Below are 18,140 nucleotides of genomic sequence, written 5' to 3' on the forward strand. Positions count from 1 at the left end.
CTCCGTTGGCTTAGGTGTGTGTCGGGTTTTCCGGCGGCTCTTTCAGCTCCTGGCCGCCGGGGCCTTCATAGCGCCGGCCCCAGCCGGTGAGCGCCGCGACCAGCATGATCGCAACCAGCAGCCAGCCCTGGAAGACGAACGGAAATACCTGGGTGGGTGCAACGCTCGGCAGCCATTCGTAGGTTTCCTGCATCAGCCTGATGGTCGACCAGCCGAGCAGCACCGGCGCGCCCCAGGGGAAAATATAGCCCAGCGCCGAAGTCATGGCGTCGAGCATGTTGGCTCGGCGGTAGCGGTGGAGCCGGTAGCGCTCGCCCAGCTCGCGCACAAAGGGCGCGGCGGCGATTTCCGCGGCGGTGTTGATGGTAATGGCGGTGTTCAAAAGCGCCACGATCCCCCAGATGGCAAGCTCTGCCTTGCGCACGGAGTCCTTGATCCAGGTCACCAGCTTGCCGGTGATCGCTTCCATGGTGCCGCCCAGCTTGAGCAGGTAGGCCGAGGCGACGATCAGCAAAATCAGGATCGCCATATTGACGTAGCCTTTCACGCCCTGCACCAGCGCGCCGGTCATCACGGTGTCGGCCTCGGCGTCAAAGCTAACGATGTCGCCAAGCGCGCCGGTGCCGGCCACCAGAATCACCGGTATCGAGGCAATAATGCCCCAGGTGAGTGAGGTCAGCAGGTGCTGGCCGGACAGCGCCAGCACCAGCACCAGCGCAAACGGCGCCAGCATCAAAAGCCCCATGGGCTCGGTGGAGGCCATCATTTCCTCAAGAGCCGCCGGGTCGGCAAAGCTTGCGTCGCCCCCGCCGCCGAATACGGCAAACAGAACGGCGGTGGGGATCGCCGCGGCGATGGAATACTTGAAGCGGCTGCGCACGACGCCTGGCACGTCGGCTCCCTGGGTGGTGGCCGAAACGATGGTGGTGTCCGAGACCGGGGCGAGGTTGTCGCCGAAGATCGCTCCGGAGAGGATAGCGGCGAACAGCATGGTGGGGTCACTGCCCACGGCCACGCCGGCCGGATACATCAGGGTGCAAAAGGCAACCGTAGTGCCGTAGCCGGTGCCCACGGCGGTGGAAAAGATCCCCGCGAGCACAAAGGTCATGGCCACAAAGAGCCCGCCGGTGACGTTGGACACGCCGCCGAGCCACACCAGGCCCTCGACCAGGCCGCCCACCTGCAGCACCTGGGCAAACATGCCGGCAAAGAACCAGGCAACGATGGCGACCACGCCCACCGGCTGAGTCATGCCTTCAAACAGGCCGTTGGCGTAGTCGGACCAGCGGCTGGCGCAGCAGAAAAGCCCCAGCACAATGCCGAACAGCGCGCCCATGACCAGGGCGATTTCCGACGATAGTCCGAGCACGCTGATGGTAATCGCCCAGATGACGAAAAACGCCAGCGGCACGGCGGCGCCGAGCGCGCCAAAGCGAAACGACAGGGAAGCGACGGGCGGCGGATGCTGCCCGGACGACGTGGTTGGCTCTGCCATGCCATTCTCCTTGTTCGACGGGGGATCTCCCGGCGCGGTGCCGGCGACATACCGGGGGACAGAAGCCGCAGCAATATTCACCGCTAACGCGGCGTCTGGCATCATTTTGTATGTCCTCAAACCTCAAAGTAGAGGAAATACTGTGCACGTAAAAGCGCTGCCGCCTAGCACTATAGGCGTAGAGGCGCCGCCGGCCGCTACGCCGAGCGCCTCTTGGCCGCCTTCTTGCGGCCGCGCTTCCCGGGCTTTGCCGGGCGCTCGCGAATCGCCGCCTGGATATGCTCGCGCAGCGCCTGCGCCTCGTAGCGCCGGGCCGTGGGTATGCGCAGCAGCGGAACCCCGGCCTGGGCAAAGGCCGCGTTGACGAAACGGTCCCGCTTGAGCCGGTCCTGGCGCTCGTGGGAAGCGTCGTCCAGCTCGATACAGCACATCACCCGCCCGCTTTGCGGGTCGACCAGCACATAGTCGATGTGCTTTTGGCTGATGCGCGAAAACGCCCGCAGCCACTCCCCCCGGGGGAGTCTTGGATCGCGCTCCACGGCGAGCAAATCCGCTATCCGGACCTTGCCCATCAGCAGCCAATCGCTGCCGATGGCCTCTTGCAGCGCCCCGGCAAAGCGCCACTCGGCCTGGGTGAACAGGAACTCGTGCGCCCGGTAGCGGGCCCGCCGCTTAGGAATAAGCCGCTTGATCAGCGCGATCAGCAGCATCAGGGCCAGCACCCCGCCAAGGCCCCATGCCAGCGGATGATTCAGATACTCCGGCATCGCGCCCGGTAGCGCAAAAGGCAGGTTCATGCGGCGACTCCGCGTCTACGCTGTAGACATTTTGTTGACACACACAAAAAAGCCGCCCTGAAAGGCGGCTTTTTTGTGTTCTCTAACGCTTTGACTGCAAAGGCTTTGCAGTGGTGCCGACACCAGGAGTCGAACCCGGGACCTACTGATTACAAGTCAGTTGCTCTACCAACTGAGCTATGTCGGCATGGCGTTTCTTGAGAAACGAATGTGCCGGGGCGCAATGCCTTGGGCACATCCAACAAGAAATCGTGTTGGCGAATGGCTGGGGTAGCAGGATTCGAACCTGCGCATGCCGATACCAAAAACCGGTGCCTTACCACTTGGCGATACCCCAACGTTGGTGGCCGGAGACGGAATCGAACCGCCGACACGAGGATTTTCAATCCACTGCTCTACCAACTGAGCTATCCGGCCGCCGCCAACGGTGCGTATTAAACTAAAAGCGGCGCCTTCCGTCAACCGCTTTGTAAAACTTTCTTTCGTTTCTACCTTTCCTTTCCGCGGCTTATGTTCTATGCGCCGTGCGGCCTATTCACGGGCACTTACGCCTCGGGCGGAACGTAGCCTTCGGCCTGGTCGGTTTCGCGGTTATCCAGAAAGCGCTCCATCTGCTCCATCAGATAGGCCCGGGACTCGGGGTCAAGCATATTGAGATGCTTTTCGTTGATCAGGCGGGTCTGCAGCGCCTGCCACTCTTCCCATGCCTGCTTGGACACGTTGGCCTGAATCTCCTGGCCCTTCTGGCCCGGCAGCGGCGGAAACGGCAGCGCCTCCATGTCCTTTTGATACTTGCGGCAAAATACTGTCTGACTCATGAATGACTCCTTACAGCAACGCGGGGTGATTGGCTTAACAGGCTACGCATGGCCCGGCGCATTATCCAGGCAAAACGGCGCCAGCTCCACGGCAAACTCGCTGAGCAGGCGTTTGACCGGCGCGGCAAGCCCCAGCGCCGGCGGATTATTGACGTCGTACCACTGCCCGCCTTCGCGCACGGCATAAAGCTCATCGCAGTGCACCGGCTGGGGGGTGATCTCCAGGCGAAAGTGGCTGAACGCGTGGGTAAACGTCGGCCGCGCCGGCTCGCGCTCGGGGGCTTTGGCGTGGGTCGCCAGCCAGTCGTGCAGCTGGTCGTGGGTATCGAACTGCGGCAGGCACCAGAGCCCGCCCCAGAGCCCTGCGGGCGGGCGCTGCTCGAGCCACACGCGCCCCTGGCCGTCATGAAGCATCAGCATCAGCGTTTGCCGGGTGGGCACGGCCTTTTTGGGCTTGGACTCGGGGTAGCGGCGCTCCTCGCTCCGGGCGTGGGCCACGCAAACATCAGCAAACGGACAGATCGCGCAGTCCGGGGTGCCGCGCTTACACAGCGTCGCGCCCAGATCCATCATCGCCTGGGTGTAGTCGGCAAGTCGCGATTCAGGGGTGTAATGGTCCGCCAGCGCCCAGAGGCCGCGCTCCACCTGGGGCCTGCCGGGCCAGCCTTCTACCGCGTGCAGGCGGGTAAGCGTGCGCTTGACGTTGCCGTCGAGCATTACCGCGCGCTCGCCGGTGCTCTGGGCGATGATCGCTCCGGCGGTGGAGCGGCCGATGCCCGGAAGCGCAGTGAGCTCATCCACGCTTGCGGTCGGCAGCTCGCCGCCGTGCTCGTCCACTACCACTTGCGCTGCCTTGTGCAGGTTGCGCGCCCGGGCGTAGTAGCCAAGCCCCGTCCATAGGTGCAGCACTTCGTCCTGCTTGGCGGCGGCCAGATCGCCAAGGGTGGGAAAGCGCTGCATAAAGCGCTCGAAATAGCCGATGACGGTGGTTACCTGGGTTTGCTGCAGCATGATTTCCGACACCCACACCCGGTACGGCGTGCGCGGCGCCTGCCAGGGCAGGTCGTGACGCCCGTGGCGGTCGAACCAGTCGAGCAGGCGCCGCTGAAAGCGCGCCGGTTCAAGCACCGGCTCGGGCATGGCGGGCTGACTCTGATGATGCTTGGACAATGACATGCAACCTCAGTCGAACAGGCGTTTCAGGCCGTCGCGCAGCTCACGGGCGGCCCCTTCACCGAGCTTGTCGTCGAGCTTTTCCTCAATGCGGCTGCCGACTTCGTCGCCGGCCAGCCGCGACACGTTATCTTTCAGCGCGTCGCGGTCAACGCGGCACCATTTACCTGGCTCAGCGCTGATGCTGCCTTCGCAGCGCACCGGCAGCGCCAGCTTGGCAAGCCTGGGATTAACCCGGCAGGCGGCGTCGGCGGTGTTGTCCAGCCGAACGCTGGCCAGCGCATCAAACTGGCGGTGGCCCAGGTCGTACTCGCCTTCCCCCTGGACGCTGATGCCGGGAAGCGTCACCCGCAGGTCGTCGCTCTCAACGACGCCGTCGCGCACGGTGAAGGTGGCATCCACGTGCTCAAAGCGGGTGTCGTCGCGCCACTCGCGGGTGGTATCGCGGCCTTCGAGCGCAGCAACGGCTTCGCACATCTGCCGGGATATATTAACGTCGGCGATGGCACCGTCGTTCAGCTCCGCCTTGGCGCTGCCGTTTAGCCGGCGCACCAGGTCTTCGCGGGTGTTGCCTTGGGTGATGAACTCGCCGCTGGCGTCAAGCCGGCCGCTAAGCGAGGCGTCGCGCTCGCCAAGCGCTTCCAGCAGCGGCGCCATTTTCACCCCGCTGACTCGGGGCGCCAGCGCCCACTCCAGCGGCGTTTGCCCGGCATTGAGGCTGCCGGTAGCGCTGAGCTTGCCGCCGTAAAAGCCGGCCTCGAAGGCCTCGAGCCGCTGATTACCCTCGCGGCTCTTGAGCGCAAGCTCGGGGGAGTCGAACTTGAGCCCGCCAAGGGTCAGCGAGCCCAGCGCCAGCGCGCCGTCGAGATCAAGCTTGGCCAGAAGCGGTTGGGATACCAGCGCCGGCGCGTCTTCTTCTGCCACGGCCCGGCGCAAAAGCCCGATACCGGCCTGCTTGCTCGCGGCAGCGGCAGGAGCGGGCAGGTAGCGATCGACGTTCAGGGTGTCGCCTTCCAGGTCGAAGTCCAGCGCGGTGCCATCAAGCCCGGCGGCAAGCTCGCCGGTCAGGGTGGTGTCGTCGAGCACCAGCGACAGCGGGGCAAAGCGGATACGCTCGGCGTCGCCTTTTATCTGGCTGGTCAGCGCCACGTCGGAAAGCGCGCCCGGGTTGCGCGTATCGAGGCTCACGCCCAGCCGCTCGAGCCAGGGGCGAAGCGACAGCGGCGCCAGCGTCATCTGCCCGGCAAAGCGAAGGTCACTCATCCAGTTTTCCAGCGTCAGCCGGCCCCGGGCGCGCAGGCCGTCGGGGCCTTCGAGCTGCATGTCGTTAACGGTGGCGACCTGCTCGCCCCAGTCACCTTCCAGGGCAAACTTGAGCGCCAGCGCCAGGCCGCCCTCCCAGGTGTCGGGATGGTGCAGGGTGGTTTCCAGCACGCCGTCGGTCACGGCCAGCTGCCGCTCGTCCAGCCCCGCCTCGATGCGGGATGCCCCCAGGCGCAGCGCCTGGGGCTCGACGTCGGCCGCCAGCCGGGTGCGCGTTTCCAGATCGGGGTTTTCCAGCACGAAGCCGTGCTCGGCCAGCGCCAGCTTGAGCCGCGTGTCCAGGTTGATTTCGCTGCTCACCGCCGGCGGCTCCGTCAGCGCCTGGGCATCCAGGCTATCGTAGCGGCTGAGCGTCAGCATGGCCTTGAGCGGGAAGAAACGCCGCGAGTTGACATTGCTACCGGTCACGTTGAGCTTTTCGGCGTGCCATAAGGTATTGCTCTGGGCATCGCGGAAGCGCAGCTCGGCGTTCTGGACCTTGACGCTGGCAATGCTCAGCGCCACGTCGAGGTTACCGGCATCGGCGTTGGGGCCGGCGCTCGCCGGGGCCAACACGGTTTCGGCTTTTTCGCCGCGCTCGGCCATGCGCTCAAGCAGCGCCTCCCAGTTGCCTTCCCCCTGTTCGTTGCGCCGCAGGTTCAGGTTCATGCCGTCAAGGGTCAGGCCGTCCACGGCGATTTCCCCGCGCAGCAGAGGGGCCAGAGCCACGCTGACCTCGGCCCGCTCCACGGCGGCAAACGGCGGCGCCTCTTCGTCCTGCTCGGCAAGCCAGGCTCGGGCTTTCTCTACGCTGACGCCGATGCGCGGATAAAAGGACCACGAAAGCGCGCCGTCGAGCTCGACATCCAGGCCGGTATGTTCCTCCACCACCGCGGTCAGGCGCGGCTTGAAGTCCTCGGGGTCCATGAAGGTGGTAACATAGACCACGGCGGCCACGGCGAGCACGCCGAGAATGCCAACGGCGGCAAGCAGGATGCGCAACAGCTGTTTCATGGCGCCTCCTCCGGCGTTCCCGTCGGCGCGCGGGTTTTGGCCTCGGCGGCCACCAGCGCCAGCAGCCGGGTGGCCACCCCGCGCCCGCGGGTTTCCGCGCGCACGCAGAGGTGGCTTAGCTGCCACGCGCCGTCAGCGTTTGGCGTAACCGCCACGGCGCCGAGCAGCCGGGCGTTGAACAGCGCACAGGCAAAGCCGTTGCCGGCGCGCAGGTGGTCAGCGACGAAGGCCTTGGCCGCATCCGGCGCCAGATACGCTGGATCGGCGTCCTGGTAAATGCGTATCAGGTCCTGGCGAGCCTGGGAATCTTGGGCCCAGCGGGTCTGGTCTACGTGCTGCAGTGTCACCGGCATGGTTCAGGGATCCTCTTGGCCCGGCGGGCGGGCATACCTTGTGCGCGCATTGTAGCCGATTGCCGGGCCGATTCACTATAATGACGGTTTTGCCGCAGGCTTGCCCTGCTCATCCGGTGGCCTGCGCCTTCGCGGGGCGCCTCATAAACAGTGTGCGTCGCCACCGGCGCTCCCCTCAAGTGCGCCTTGGCGCAGGAGAAACAAGATGTCAGCGCGTATTGCCACGGTCAGCCGTGACACTCAGGAAACCCAGGTCAAGGTCAGCGTCAACCTCGACGGTAGCGGCCGGCTCGACGGCGAAACCGGCGTGCCGTTTCTGGACCACATGCTCGACCAGATTGCCCGGCACGGCCTGATCGACCTGGACATCAACGCCACCGGGGATACGCATATCGATGATCACCACACGGTGGAAGACGTGGGCATTACCCTGGGCCAGGCGTTTGCCAGGGCCATTGGCGACAAGCGCGGCATTTACCGCTACGGTCACGCCTATGTGCCGCTTGACGAGTCGCTTTCCCGGGTGGTGATCGATTTTTCCGGGCGCGCGGGGCTATTCATGGACGTTGCATTCACCCGGGATACCGTTGGCGCGCTGGATACCCAGCTGTTCCAGGAGTTTTTCCAGGGGTTCGTCAACCACGCCGCGGTGACGCTGCACATCGACAACCTCAAGGGGTTCAACGTCCACCACCAGGCCGAAACGATCTTCAAGGCGTTTGGCCGGGCGCTGCGCATGGCCATGGCCGAAGACCCGCGCATGGCCGGACAGATGCCGTCGACCAAAGGCACCTTATAAGGAGCACTCCATGACCATTGCCGTGATCGACTATGGAATGGGCAACCTGCACTCCGTGGCCAAGGCGCTTGAGCACGTTACCCATGAAAACGTCATCATTACCCGGGATTCGCGCTGCATTCTTGGTGCGACCCGGCTGGTTCTCCCCGGCCAGGGGGCGATCCGCGACTGCATGGGCGAGCTTGAGCGTACTGAGCTCCGGGGCCTGGTCGAAGACGTGATCCAGCGCCAGGCAAAGCCGCTGCTGGGCATCTGCGTGGGCCAGCAAATGCTGCTGGAACACAGCGAGGAAAGCGGCGGCGTTAGCTGCCTGGGCGCATTCAAGGGCGAGGTGAAGCGCTTTCCGGAAGCCATGCGCGACCACAACAATGCGCGCATGAAGGTGCCGCACATGGGCTGGAACCTGGTCGACCAGCGCCGCGAGCATCCGCTCTGGGAAGGCATCGACAGCCACGAGCACTTCTACTTCGTGCACAGCTATTACGTGGCGGCCGCTGAGGGCGCCGACGTGTTCGGGACTATCCAGTACGGCCACGTCAGCGCCCACGTGGCCATTGGTCACCAGTCCACCTTTGCCGTACAGTTTCATCCGGAAAAAAGCTCCCGCGCCGGGCTGCGGCTGCTGGAAAACTTTGTTACCTGGTCTCCATAAGCCGGTCTCCATAAGCCGGCCTCCATGAGCTCGTCACCCTGAACACCGCGCCTCAGGTAAGGTAGAACATCATGCTAGTCATCCCCGCCATCGATCTGAAAGACGGCCAGTGCGTGCGCCTCAAGCAGGGCCGCATGGACGAGGCCACGTCCTACGGCGACGACCCCGTGGCCATGGCCGCGCGCTGGGTCGAGGCCGGCGCCCGCCGCCTGCACCTGGTCGATCTAAACGGCGCCTTTGCCGGCCGGCCGGTCAACGGCGAGGCGGTCACCGCCATTGCCCGGGCCTACCCGGACCTGCCCATCCAGATCGGCGGCGGCATCCGCAACGCCGAGACCATCGAGCACTATGTAAACGCCGGGGTGTCCTACGTCATCATCGGCACCCAGGCGGTGAAGCAGCCGGCGTTTGTCGGCGACATGTGCCGCGCCTTTCCCGGCCGCGTGATCGTCGGGCTCGACGCCCGAAACGGCTTTGTCGCTACCGACGGCTGGGCCGAGGTCTCTACGATGAAAGCCACCGAGCTTGCCAAGCGCTTTGCCGACGACGGCGTGTCGTCCATCGTCTATACCGACATCGCCCGGGACGGCATGATGCAGGGCGTCAACGTCGAGGCCACCGCCGCGCTTGCCCGGGACGGCGGCCTGCCGGTGATTGCCTCGGGCGGGGTGACCAATCTGGACGACATCGAAGCGCTGTGCGAAGTGGCTGACAGCGGTATTCTGGGCGCGATCACCGGCCGCGCGATTTACGAGGGCAGTCTGGACGTCGCCGAGGCCCAGCGGCTGAGCGATCGTCTGAGCGGAGGAAAATCATGAGCCTTGCCAAACGCATTATCCCTTGCCTTGACGTCGACGCCGGCCGCGTGGTCAAGGGCGTCAACTTTATCGGCATCCGCGACGCCGGCGACCCGGTGGAAATCGCCCAGCGCTATAACCAGCAGGGCGCCGACGAGATCACCTTCCTCGACATCACCGCCAGCAGCGACGGCCGCGACACCACCGTGGACATGGTCGAGCGCATTGCCGGCGAGGTATTCATTCCGCTGACCGTGGGCGGCGGCATCCGCCGCTGCGAAGATATCCGCACCATGCTCAACGCCGGGGCGGATAAAGTGGCGATCAACACCGCGGCGATTACCCACCCGGAGTTCGTCCGCGAAGCCGCCGAGCGCTTTGGCAGCCAGTGTATCGTCGTGGCTCTTGACGCCAAGCAGGTATCCCGGGAAGGCGAGGCGCCCCGCTGGGAAATCTTCACCCACGGCGGGCGCAAGGCAACCGGCCTCGATGCGGTGGAGTGGGCGAAGAAAATGGTCGACTACGGCGCCGGCGAGCTGCTGCTGACCAGCATGGACCGGGACGGCACCAAGGCCGGTTTTGATCTGGACCTGACTCACGCCATTGCCGAGGCGGTGGGCGTGCCGGTGATCGCCTCGGGCGGGGTGGGCAACCTCGATCACCTGGTGGACGGCGTGCTCAAGGGCGGCGCCGACGCGGTGCTCGCTGCCAGCATCTTCCACTTCGGCGAATACACCATTCCCGAGGCCAAGCGCTACATGACAGAGCGCGGCATCAAGATGCGGCTATAAGATGACGGCGTTTATTTCCGGCATGCCCTTTGTTTCCGACATGCACTTTGTTTCCGACATGGTGGCGGCGTACACCCCCAGGGCGCGCCGCTGGCTTATCGCTCTGCTAGCGGGCGTCGCCCTCCCCTTGAGCGCATCGGGCAGCGACTTCTGGCAATACGACCACACCTTTGTGCAAACGAGCCTGGTAACGCAGCACTTCTCCGGCAGCGCGGGCTACAACGAAGATCAGAACCTGATCGGCATCGAGCTGCACAACCCCGACCGCTGGCTTGCAGGCACGGCCTGGCTGAAAAACTCCTTCGACCAGCCCATCTGGTATTTCTACGCCGGCCGCGAATTTCCCTTCTGGCAGCCGGCGCCGAATCTGGAGTTTCGTGCCAAGCTCACCGCCGGCGCGCTGCGCGGCTACAAGGACAGCAAAAAGCACAAGATTCCGTTCAACCACTACGGCGTTGCCCCGGCCATTCTGCCGGCCGTCGGCGTCCGCTGGGGCAAGGTTGAAACCGATATACTGCTATTCGGCACCGCCGGCGTCATGTTCAACGCCGGCATCCGTATTTAACCCCCCAAAGCCGCCGGCGGCATCCGGCGGCCTCTGCTCGCCTATTCCGAGTCCAGCGAAAGCCCCAGATTGCTAACGCCCTCGTTTTTACCCAGCCGGCGGACCTCTTTCAGCCGGTCTTTGGAAAGCGGCGGCGAGACGGCCTCAAGCACGGCGTCCTGAAAGCCGTTTTCGTCGTCGGTAAGCGGGTGGTCACGAATCAGCAGCGCCAGCTTCTCGGCGTCGTCTTCGCCTTCGGTGAGCTCGATAAAGGCGCGCACGCCGGCACGCGAGGTGCGGCTGACGTCGAGCACCGCCTCGGGGGCTTCGCCGCGCAGGGTATCCAGCAGCGCCGACACCGACATCACGGCGTCCAGCGCCCGCCGGGCGCCGAAGCTGTCGTCCTCGGCCGGGGGCTCGCATTCGGCCAGCTTTTCTGCCTGGCGGTCGAAGTCGATACTTGCGCTGCGCACGGCGAGCTTTTCCCACACCAGATCCAGCACGGCGCGCAGCGTATGCGTATCGCCGTGGCCGGTGGTTTGCGCGTAAAGCGCATAGTTGGGCAGCTGGCGCTCGGCCAGAGCGGCCATGAAGGCCTGCTGTTCGGGAAGGCCAAGCTGCTGAAGTCGCTGGAAAAAGCCCAGATTTTGTGACGCCATGTTAGTATTCCTGTGCGTGCTTCCCACCGGGGAGTCAGGATCACGCTTGCCGGTAAGGTGCTTGTTCAAAAAATGGAACAAGATTTGTGTCACTAAGCGCTGGCCCAAAAAGCCGCTATCGGTCGAGGAGAATACCATGCACGTCCATCTGCTACAGCACAGCCCCCGCCACGGCCCCGCGCGCCTCGCCGACTGGTTTTTGAGCATGGGGCACAGCTACACCGTGTTTCATCTTGACGAAGGCGAGCTGGCCCCGCCCCCGGGCGACAGCGATGCGCTGATCGTCCTCGACGGCGACGAAGCTCAGCTCGATCACCCGCCGGCGTGGCAGCGGGGAGAACAAAAGCTGATCGAGCGCTACCTGGACGGCCACAAGCCGCTGCTGGGCTTCGGCCTTGGCGCGCACCTGATTGCTGATGCGCTGGGGGCAACGGTCGCTCCGGGTACCTTCCCCGAGGCCGGCTTTCACGCAGTGACTGTGGATGAGCGCTCGCCGTTTGATCTGCCCGGGCAGTTTCACGCCTTTCTGTGGCACCGCGCCGTCTTCAGCCTGCCGGATAACGCAACGCCGCTGGGCGCAAGCGCGGCTGCCCCGCTGCAGGGCTTTGCCTGGGACGACAAGCGCGTCATCGGCCTGCTGTGCCAGCTGCACGCGACCCGGGAAAGCGTTTCGACTCTGCTGGACAGCCAGGCGCCACCCGCCGGCCGCGACGACTTTGTTCAGCCACCGACGGACATCCTCGCCGACGCCGAGCCTTTCGATCGGCTCGCGCCGCTGCTCGACCGGGTACTCTGCGAATGGCTGAGCACAGCGCCAGCGTCTTAGCCGCTGGCAGGCGCCTGCACTGCCTGCCACTCCCGGGCGGCGCTCAAACAGCTGCCCCAGTCGCCCACGTGCAGCTCGCGCAGTCCGGTCTGCTGGTGGCGCTTGAGGTGGTAGCGGTACATGGGGTCGTAGTATTCGGTCAACAGCGGGGCCAGCCAGGCTTCGTGGGCCTGGCGATCGCCGCTTTCGTGGGCGGCAAACGCCAGCGCCTGTAGCCGCTGCAGCCGGGCGAGGCGGGCGCTGCCCAAGCGCTTTTTCAGCCGCAGCAGGGCGTTACCCAGCTGCTGGCGCATGCGCTGCCAGCCCTCTTCTTCGCCAAAGCGGGCGCAGTGGGCGCGCTCAAGATCAATGATGTAGTCCTTTTGCAGCTGCTCCAGCCGCCAGTCCAGGGGCATTTCCACGCGGATGCGCGGCGCCTGTGCCATCCCCTGCCAGAACGTCAGCGGAACGTTGACGCTGCCGACCTGGCGCGACTCGTCTTCCAGCGTCAGCGGACCGGAAAGCGCCATCAGCCGTTTGGCCAGGGCGTGTTCAAAGTCAATCTGGGTTGGCGGCGGTTCGGGCATCCGGCCGAACGCCGAGCCCTTGTGGTTGGCGAAGCCTTCCAGATCCACCCCGCTTTCCAGCCGGTTGATCAGCGCCGTCTTGGCACAGCCGGTAAGCCCGCTGATGACCAGCATGGGCTGGCTTGCAGCGTCATCAATACGCGTACAGAGCCGCTGCCGCATGGCTTTCCAGCCGCCTTCAATCCGCGGCGGCGCGCGGCCGGCCTCCGCTAACCACTGCTGCACGATCTGCGAGCGCAGCCCGCCACGAAAACAGTAGATCAGCGCGTCGGGATACTCGCTCAGGTAGGCGCGCCAGGCTGCCAGCCGCCCGGCCTTGGTCTCGCCGCTGACCAGCTTTTCGCCCAGCGTAACGGCGGCCGCCTGCCCGCGCTTTTTATAGGCCAGGCCCACCTGATGGCGCTCGTCGTCGTCCAGCAGCGGCAGATTGACCGCGCCCGGCAGCGCCCCCTGGGCAAACTCCACCGGGGCACGCACGTCGATCAGCGGGTACGCCTGGCAAATCAGGTCGGTACCGGCCGGTGCGCTCGCACCAATCACCCGGCCACCTCGATAAGCGCCTCACCGTCGACTTCCTTGAGCGTGCCGAACGCGGCAAGCTCGATATCGTGCTCGCGGCCGATGCACTGGACCGCATCAGCGCTGTCCGGGTCTACGGCCAGCAGCAACCCGCCGGAAGTTTGCGGGTCGCACAGCCACTGCCAGTGAACATCGCTCATCGCCGGAAGCGCCGCCCCCAACGCTTCGCGGTTGCGCACCGTGCCGCCGGGCACTGCTCCGCGCTGGCGGTAGCCTTCCGCAGCTTCCAGGCGCGGCAGGCGACTGAAATCGAGCACCGCGGCCACGCCGCTCGCAGCGCAGACTTCGCTCAAGTGCCCGGCCAGGCCAAAGCCGGTGACATCGGTCATGGCGTGTACACCGGCCACCTCGGCAAGCTCGACGCCGATGCGGTTGGAGACCAGCATGGTTTCCCGGGCAAGCCCCCGGTGCTCGGCGGCCAGCAGGCCGCGCTTTTCTGCCGTGGTAAGCATCCCCACGCCCAGCGGCTTGGTCAAAAACAGCAAATCCCCGGGCTTGGCCGCGCTGTTGAGCTTCAAGCGCTCAAGCTCGATGAGGCCGTTCACCGCCAGGCCGAAAATCGGCTCCGGGGCGTCAATGGAGTGCCCGCCGGCAAGGGCCACGCCGTGGTCGCGGCAAACGGCCTGGGCACCGGCCATGACATCGCCGGCGATATCGACGCTGAGCTTGTCCAGCGGCCAGCCGAGAATCCCCAGCGCCATGACCGGATCGCCGCCCATGGCGTAGACGTCGCTGATGGCGTTGGTCGCTGCGATACGCCCGAAATCGTACGGGTCGTCGACAATGGGCATGAAAAAGTCGGTGGTGGCGATCATCCCGCGACCGTCGCCCAGGTCGTAGACGCAGGCGTCTTCGCGACCCTGGTTACCCACCACCAGGCGCTCGCTGCTGGCCGGCGGGCCGGCCTTGGCGAGGATGCCGTCGAGCACGTCGGGAGCAATTTTACAGCCGCATCCGGCGCCGTGGCTGTACTGGGTCAGGCGAATGGCGCTCATTGAGGTGTCTCCTTGGCCAAAACGATGGGCGGCCATTCTAACGCAGCCGGGCGCTCACCACCTATGCCACCTTACGGCACTGGCACCAGATGCACCTGACCGCTAGAGGGCATCCAGCGCGTCGCTAAGCTTGTCCACCGGGGTAACCGTCATGCCCTTCGGCGACTTTTTGGGCGCGTTGGCCCGGGGCACAATGGCCCGGGTAAAGCCGTGCTTGGCGGCCTCGGCAATGCGCTCCTGGCCGCTGGGCACCGGGCGAATTTCGCCGGACAGCCCCACCTCGCCAAATACCACCAGCTCCCGAGGCAAAGCGCGGTTTTGCAGGCTCGACACCACCGCCAGGAGCACCGCCAGATCGGCGCTGGTTTCGAGCACCTTGACGCCGCCCACCACGTTCAAGAACACGTCCTGATCGCCGGTAAAAAGCCCGCCATGGCGGTTGAGCACAGCAAGCAGCATGGCCAGGCGGTTGTGATCCAGCCCCACCGCCACCCGGCGCGGATTGCCCAGCGCGGACTCGTCCACCAGCGCCTGCACTTCCACCAGGATCGGGCGGGTGCCTTCCCACACCACCATGACCAGGCTGCCGGGGGCCTGCTCTTCGTTGCGCGATAGGAAAATCGCGCTGGGATTTTTCACCTCTTTCAGCCCCTGCTCGAGCATGGCAAAAACGCCCAGCTCGTTGACCGCGCCAAAGCGGTTTTTCTGCCCGCGCAGGGTGCGAAAGCGCGAGTCCGAGCCGCCTTCCAGCAAAAGCGAGGCGTCGATCATGTGCTCGAGCACCTTGGGGCCGGCAAGGCTGCCGTCCTTGGTCACGTGCCCCACCAACAGCAGCACGGTATTGCTCTGCTTGGCAAAGCGGGTAAGCGCAGCGGCGGACTCGCGCACCTGGGCGACGCCGCCGGGAGCCGAGGCAATGTCTTCCAGGTGCATGGTCTGGATGGAGTCGATCACCAACACGTCGGGCTTTTCGCGCTCGGCTACCGCCAGAACGGTCTCGATGCTGGTTTCGGCGAGCATCTTGAGCCCCTGGGTAGGGAGCTGCAGCCGGTGGGCGCGCATGGCCACCTGGGACAGCGACTCTTCCCCGGTGACGTAGATAACCGCCTGGCTCTGGGCCAGTTTGCAGGCGGTTTGCAGCAGAAGCGTCGACTTGCCCGCGCCGGGGTGGCCGCCCAGGAGAACCGCTGAGCCCGGCACCAGGCCGCCGCCCAGCACGCGGTCAAACTCACCGAAGGTGGAGCTCATACGCGGCACTTCGCTGAGGTCCACCTGGCCCAGGTCCACCACTTTCCGCGTCAGCGTGCCGCTATAGCCGCTACGCCCGGTTGAGACGCTCGGCGCTGCGCCCGGACGCGGCGCCGCCAGGCGCACTTCGCTCAGCGTGTTCCATTCCTTGCAGCTGGAGCACTGCCCCTGCCACTTAGGATATTCGGCACCGCATTCGGTGCACACAAAAGCGCTTTTGGCTTTGGCCACAAACGTGCTCCTACGACAATGAGCATGAAGGATTAGCGGGCCATCTTACCTGCCGTAAAACAGCAAAGGCGGCTCATGGCCGCCTTTGCTTCTTGCCTTGATGCTACCCGCAACGATTACTGACGCTTGAGGCGCAGCATCTCACCGTTTTCAAAGCGGCGACGCTCGGGATCAATCAGCTCAAGCGTGCGCTCGTCCAGGCGCAGGAAGTAGTACGTCTGGCCTTCACCGTCCGGCGTCAGCTCATATACCTTGGCATCCGGATCGGAGGGCGTTCCGGTCAGGACTTCCCAGTTACCGGCGTAGTCTTCGTCCGGCGGCGTTTGCGGATGGTTCATGTAGGAGGCGGTGAGTGCAAAGGTACGCTCCTGCATGGCATCAGCTTCTTCACCGGTCATTTCCACGTCGAGACCGATACCGTCACAGTTACGGCAGGGCAGCGTTCCCTGATAGCTGACGGCAGCAGGCTCCACGGACTCCTTGCTGGCCGTTTCTGTCGGGCCGCCGGCACAGCCTGCCAGCAGCGACAGCATGGCCGAGCCGATCAGCACACTTCTTAGTTGCATCGTTGATCTCCTCATCGCGTTAAACAGTCAAGTAAAGTGGCAACAGCATAACCGCTCCACACTACCACGCACACCCCCCTTCCTGCGGGTTACTTGCGCTTTTTTTCCGCCCAAGCGACCATGATCGTCACTGTGCCCACCGATTCAGGTCATTGCCATGAGCCAATTCTGGAGTCCCGGCGTACGTGAGCTAACCCCTTACGTTCCTGGCGAGCAGCCCGCCGATCAGGTCATCAAGCTGAATACCAACGAAAACCCCTACGCCCCTGCGCCGGGCGTTGGCGAAGTGCTCCGCGACTATGCCACCAGCCATCTGCGCCTCTACCCCGATCCCGCCTCCACCGCGCTGTGTCAGGCACTGGCCAGAACGTACGAAGTAACTGACGACAGCGTTTTTGCGGGCAACGGTTCGGATGAGATCCTTGCCTTTGCTTTTCAGGCGTTTTTCCGTCACGGCGCGCCGTTGGACGTTCCCGACATCACCTATAGCTTCTACCCGGTCTACGCCCGGCTTTATGACGTCGAGCTGCGTCAGCATCCGCTTAACGAAAAATGGGAGGTCGACCTGGAAGCGCTGGCAAGCGCTGACGACAGAAGCGGCATCATCTTTGCCAACCCCAACGCCCCCACTGGCCATGCACACACGCTCGCCGCACTGGAAACGCTCCTCAGGCGCGTGACTGACCGCGTCGTACTGGTGGATGAGGCCTACGTTGATTTTGGCGCGGAAAGTGCCGCCCCGCTGACGGAGCGCTACCCTAACCTGCTGGTGACCGGCACCTTCTCCAAGTCCCGCAGCCTCGCCGGGATTCGCCTTGGCTATGCCATCGGCTCGCCGGAGCTGATAGAAGGGTTGAAACGTATCAAGGACTCCTTCAACTCTTACCCGGTGGATCGCCTGGCCGAACGCGCCGGCATTGCCGCGCTGGAAGACACCGAACACTTCCACGCCTGCCGCGACAGCGTTATCGCCACTCGTGAGCGCACCCGCATGAGGCTGGAAACGCTGGGCTTTAACGTTCTTCCCTCCGAGGCCAACTTTCTCTTTGCCAAACACGCAACCCTCGATGGCGGCCAGCTATTTGCCGGCCTGCGCAAACGCGGCATCCTGGTAAGGCACTTCGACAAGGCCGGACTCAGCAACTTCCTGCGTATCTCCATCGGCACCGATGACGAGATGGACACCCTGATCGAAACCCTGGAAGTGCTCTGTATTTGAACAGCCCCACACCGCGCCCGCAGGAGATCGTCTCGCCATGCCGCGGTGGGCGCGTGCGCCTTTCCCCGCTACGGTCATCGCGATGACCCAGGGGTCGCTATGACGTGGCGGGTGCGGTGCTCACAGCCCGCTACGGTCGTCGCGAGGAGCGCAAGCAACCAGAAAACGGGGGTAAACGACGTGGCGATCTCATACTTGCGCTGGCACTTTCCCTCTACTGTCATCGCGAGTCGCATAGCGACGTGGCGATCTCGTACGGGCGGTGGCACTATCGGCGAAACCCGAGATGGCCACGCTTCGCTCGCCATGACCCAGGAGCCGCGATGACCGGGGAGGCGGTGCCCTTGCCGCTTTTCTTCCGCGCACACAAAAAACCCGGCGCTTGGCCGGGTTCTTTGCGTATTGGTGCCTGACGATGTCCTACTCTCGCATGGGGAGGCCCCACACTACCATCGGCGCTGAGCGGTTTCACTGCTGAGTTCGGCAAGGGATCAGGTGGTTCCCGCTCGCTATGGCCGTCAGGCGTAACCGGTGATATATCATGCTGTTCGTGATCGTCTCGCGTATCCGTCCTGTCTTGTTTGACATCTTCATCGTTGTCCTGCGACCCGACCCCTTGGGTGTTATAGGGTCAAGCCTCACGGGCACATTAGTACCGGTTAGCTCAACGCCTTGCAGCGCTTCCACACCCGGCCTATCAACCAGCTCGTCTTGCT

Annotated in this window: 18 protein-coding genes, 3 tRNA genes and 2 rRNA genes; 7 read left to right on the plus strand and 16 right to left on the minus strand. The window is 64.5% G+C overall.

Annotation, left to right across the window (positions count from 1 at the left end):
* Positions 1 to 10 precede the first annotated feature (10 nt).
* From RS027_RS00860 to RS027_RS00900, 9 genes are all read right to left on the minus strand, one after another.
* The gene (locus RS027_RS00860; protein ID WP_311952467.1) at positions 11 to 1,495 is read right to left on the minus strand and encodes a Na+/H+ antiporter NhaC family protein; all 1,485 of its coding nucleotides are present in this window, start codon (positions 1,493 to 1,495) and stop codon (positions 11 to 13) included.
* Positions 1,496 to 1,692: 197 nt separating this feature from the next.
* Entirely contained in the window at positions 1,693 to 2,292 is a 600-nt protein-coding gene (locus RS027_RS00865) for a DUF2726 domain-containing protein (protein ID WP_311952470.1), read from the minus strand.
* A gap of 111 nt (positions 2,293 to 2,403) precedes the next feature.
* A tRNA-Thr gene (locus RS027_RS00870) sits at positions 2,404 to 2,479 on the minus strand.
* A gap of 75 nt (positions 2,480 to 2,554) precedes the next feature.
* A tRNA-Gln gene (locus RS027_RS00875) sits at positions 2,555 to 2,629 on the minus strand.
* Between the two features lie 4 nt (positions 2,630 to 2,633).
* Positions 2,634 to 2,709: transfer RNA gene (locus tag RS027_RS00880), tRNA-Phe, on the minus strand.
* A gap of 128 nt (positions 2,710 to 2,837) precedes the next feature.
* The gene (locus RS027_RS00885) at positions 2,838 to 3,110 is read right to left on the minus strand and encodes an oxidative damage protection protein (protein WP_311952473.1); all 273 of its coding nucleotides are present in this window, start codon (positions 3,108 to 3,110) and stop codon (positions 2,838 to 2,840) included.
* A gap of 42 nt (positions 3,111 to 3,152) precedes the next feature.
* Positions 3,153 to 4,286 carry an A/G-specific adenine glycosylase gene (mutY, locus tag RS027_RS00890; RefSeq protein WP_376717565.1) on the minus strand — a complete coding sequence of 378 codons (1,134 nt, stop codon included), beginning with the start codon at positions 4,284 to 4,286 and terminating at the stop codon, positions 3,153 to 3,155.
* Positions 4,287 to 4,292: 6 nt separating this feature from the next.
* The gene (locus tag RS027_RS00895) at positions 4,293 to 6,599 is read right to left on the minus strand and encodes an AsmA family protein (RefSeq protein ID WP_311952477.1); all 2,307 of its coding nucleotides are present in this window, start codon (positions 6,597 to 6,599) and stop codon (positions 4,293 to 4,295) included.
* Complete coding sequence (locus RS027_RS00900) at positions 6,596 to 6,952, minus strand: acetyl-CoA sensor PanZ family protein (protein WP_311952482.1); 357 nt, start codon at positions 6,950 to 6,952, stop codon at positions 6,596 to 6,598. Before RS027_RS00900 ends, RS027_RS00895 begins: the two co-directional genes overlap by 4 nt.
* A gap of 205 nt (positions 6,953 to 7,157) precedes the next feature.
* Here RS027_RS00900 and hisB point away from each other — a divergent pair, with 205 nt between their 5' ends.
* The 5 genes from hisB to RS027_RS00925 all read left to right on the plus strand — a co-directional run bounded on the left by hisB (position 7,158) and on the right by RS027_RS00925 (position 10,556).
* Entirely contained in the window at positions 7,158 to 7,751 is a 594-nt protein-coding gene (hisB, locus tag RS027_RS00905) for an imidazoleglycerol-phosphate dehydratase HisB (RefSeq protein WP_311952487.1), read from the plus strand.
* Positions 7,752 to 7,761: 10 nt separating this feature from the next.
* Positions 7,762 to 8,403, plus strand: a complete 642-nt coding sequence (gene hisH, locus RS027_RS00910; protein ID WP_311952492.1) for an imidazole glycerol phosphate synthase subunit HisH — start codon at positions 7,762 to 7,764, stop codon at positions 8,401 to 8,403.
* A gap of 71 nt (positions 8,404 to 8,474) precedes the next feature.
* A complete protein-coding gene (gene hisA / locus RS027_RS00915) occupies positions 8,475 to 9,221 on the plus strand; it encodes a 1-(5-phosphoribosyl)-5-[(5-phosphoribosylamino)methylideneamino]imidazole-4-carboxamide isomerase (RefSeq protein ID WP_311952495.1) in 747 nt (248 codons plus the stop codon).
* Positions 9,218 to 9,991 carry an imidazole glycerol phosphate synthase subunit HisF gene (gene hisF, locus RS027_RS00920; protein ID WP_311952497.1) on the plus strand — a complete coding sequence of 258 codons (774 nt, stop codon included), beginning with the start codon at positions 9,218 to 9,220 and terminating at the stop codon, positions 9,989 to 9,991. The genes hisA and hisF overlap by 4 nt, the downstream gene beginning before the upstream one ends.
* Before the next feature lies 1 nt (position 9,992).
* Positions 9,993 to 10,556: a hypothetical protein gene (locus RS027_RS00925; RefSeq protein WP_311952499.1), complete on the plus strand. Its 564-nt coding sequence runs from the start codon at positions 9,993 to 9,995 to the stop codon at positions 10,554 to 10,556.
* A 41-nt stretch (positions 10,557 to 10,597) separates the two neighbouring features.
* On the opposite strand, the gene RS027_RS00930 is transcribed toward RS027_RS00925, so the two are convergent.
* Positions 10,598 to 11,194: a YjaG family protein gene (locus RS027_RS00930; protein WP_311952502.1), complete on the minus strand. Its 597-nt coding sequence runs from the start codon at positions 11,192 to 11,194 to the stop codon at positions 10,598 to 10,600.
* 136 nt (positions 11,195 to 11,330) lie between these two features.
* Between RS027_RS00930 and RS027_RS00935 the strand changes: the two genes are divergently transcribed.
* Positions 11,331 to 12,020 carry a type 1 glutamine amidotransferase gene (locus RS027_RS00935; RefSeq protein WP_311952505.1) on the plus strand — a complete coding sequence of 230 codons (690 nt, stop codon included), beginning with the start codon at positions 11,331 to 11,333 and terminating at the stop codon, positions 12,018 to 12,020.
* Here RS027_RS00935 and mnmH read toward each other — a convergent pair.
* From mnmH to RS027_RS00955, 4 genes are all read right to left on the minus strand, one after another.
* Positions 12,017 to 13,126, minus strand: a complete 1,110-nt coding sequence (mnmH, locus tag RS027_RS00940; RefSeq protein ID WP_311952508.1) for a tRNA 2-selenouridine(34) synthase MnmH — start codon at positions 13,124 to 13,126, stop codon at positions 12,017 to 12,019. The genes RS027_RS00935 and mnmH overlap by 4 nt on opposite strands.
* The gene (gene selD, locus RS027_RS00945; RefSeq protein WP_311952512.1) at positions 13,123 to 14,160 is read right to left on the minus strand and encodes a selenide, water dikinase SelD; all 1,038 of its coding nucleotides are present in this window, start codon (positions 14,158 to 14,160) and stop codon (positions 13,123 to 13,125) included. The genes mnmH and selD overlap by 4 nt, the downstream gene beginning before the upstream one ends.
* Positions 14,161 to 14,262: 102 nt before the next feature.
* A complete protein-coding gene (gene radA, locus RS027_RS00950) occupies positions 14,263 to 15,639 on the minus strand; it encodes a DNA repair protein RadA (RefSeq protein WP_311952516.1) in 1,377 nt (458 codons plus the stop codon).
* Between the two features lie 116 nt (positions 15,640 to 15,755).
* Positions 15,756 to 16,205 (minus strand): copper resistance protein NlpE N-terminal domain-containing protein, encoded by a 450-nt coding sequence (locus RS027_RS00955; RefSeq protein WP_311952519.1) that lies wholly within the window; start codon positions 16,203 to 16,205, stop codon positions 15,756 to 15,758.
* A 157-nt stretch (positions 16,206 to 16,362) separates the two neighbouring features.
* Here RS027_RS00955 and hisC point away from each other — a divergent pair, with 157 nt between their 5' ends.
* Complete coding sequence (gene hisC, locus RS027_RS00960) at positions 16,363 to 17,424, plus strand: histidinol-phosphate transaminase (protein WP_311952523.1); 1,062 nt, start codon at positions 16,363 to 16,365, stop codon at positions 17,422 to 17,424.
* A gap of 407 nt (positions 17,425 to 17,831) precedes the next feature.
* Here the strand turns inward: hisC and rrf are convergent.
* Both rrf and RS027_RS00970 read right to left on the minus strand, forming a co-directional pair.
* Positions 17,832 to 17,947: ribosomal RNA gene (gene rrf / locus RS027_RS00965) — 5S ribosomal RNA — on the minus strand.
* Between the two features lie 104 nt (positions 17,948 to 18,051).
* Positions 18,052 to 18,140: ribosomal RNA gene (locus RS027_RS00970) — 23S ribosomal RNA — on the minus strand; the annotation flags it as partial.

Origin of the sequence: Halomonas garicola (assembly GCF_031935715.1) — a bacterium.
Taxonomy (GTDB): Bacteria; Pseudomonadota; Gammaproteobacteria; order Pseudomonadales; family Halomonadaceae; genus Vreelandella; species Vreelandella garicola.

Coding starts and splice junctions, on each gene's coding strand:
- selD (WP_311952512.1), bottom strand. CDS start 14,160: ATGAGCGCCATTCGCCTGACCCAGTACAGCCACGGCGCCGGATGCGGC.
- RS027_RS00900 (WP_311952482.1), bottom strand. CDS start 6,952: ATGCCGGTGACACTGCAGCACGTAGACCAGACCCGCTGGGCCCAAGAT.
- RS027_RS00885 (WP_311952473.1), bottom strand. CDS start 3,110: ATGAGTCAGACAGTATTTTGCCGCAAGTATCAAAAGGACATGGAGGCG.
- RS027_RS00955 (WP_311952519.1), bottom strand. CDS start 16,205: ATGCAACTAAGAAGTGTGCTGATCGGCTCGGCCATGCTGTCGCTGCTG.
- mutY (WP_376717565.1), bottom strand. CDS start 4,286: ATGTCATTGTCCAAGCATCATCAGAGTCAGCCCGCCATGCCCGAGCCG.
- RS027_RS00860 (WP_311952467.1), bottom strand. CDS start 1,495: ATGGCAGAGCCAACCACGTCGTCCGGGCAGCATCCGCCGCCCGTCGCT.
- RS027_RS00865 (WP_311952470.1), bottom strand. CDS start 2,292: ATGAACCTGCCTTTTGCGCTACCGGGCGCGATGCCGGAGTATCTGAAT.
- RS027_RS00925 (WP_311952499.1), top strand. CDS start 9,993: ATGACGGCGTTTATTTCCGGCATGCCCTTTGTTTCCGACATGCACTTT.
- hisC (WP_311952523.1), top strand. CDS start 16,363: ATGAGCCAATTCTGGAGTCCCGGCGTACGTGAGCTAACCCCTTACGTT.
- RS027_RS00935 (WP_311952505.1), top strand. CDS start 11,331: ATGCACGTCCATCTGCTACAGCACAGCCCCCGCCACGGCCCCGCGCGC.
- hisF (WP_311952497.1), top strand. CDS start 9,218: ATGAGCCTTGCCAAACGCATTATCCCTTGCCTTGACGTCGACGCCGGC.
- hisH (WP_311952492.1), top strand. CDS start 7,762: ATGACCATTGCCGTGATCGACTATGGAATGGGCAACCTGCACTCCGTG.
- hisA (WP_311952495.1), top strand. CDS start 8,475: ATGCTAGTCATCCCCGCCATCGATCTGAAAGACGGCCAGTGCGTGCGC.
- hisB (WP_311952487.1), top strand. CDS start 7,158: ATGTCAGCGCGTATTGCCACGGTCAGCCGTGACACTCAGGAAACCCAG.
- RS027_RS00930 (WP_311952502.1), bottom strand. CDS start 11,194: ATGGCGTCACAAAATCTGGGCTTTTTCCAGCGACTTCAGCAGCTTGGC.
- RS027_RS00895 (WP_311952477.1), bottom strand. CDS start 6,599: ATGAAACAGCTGTTGCGCATCCTGCTTGCCGCCGTTGGCATTCTCGGC.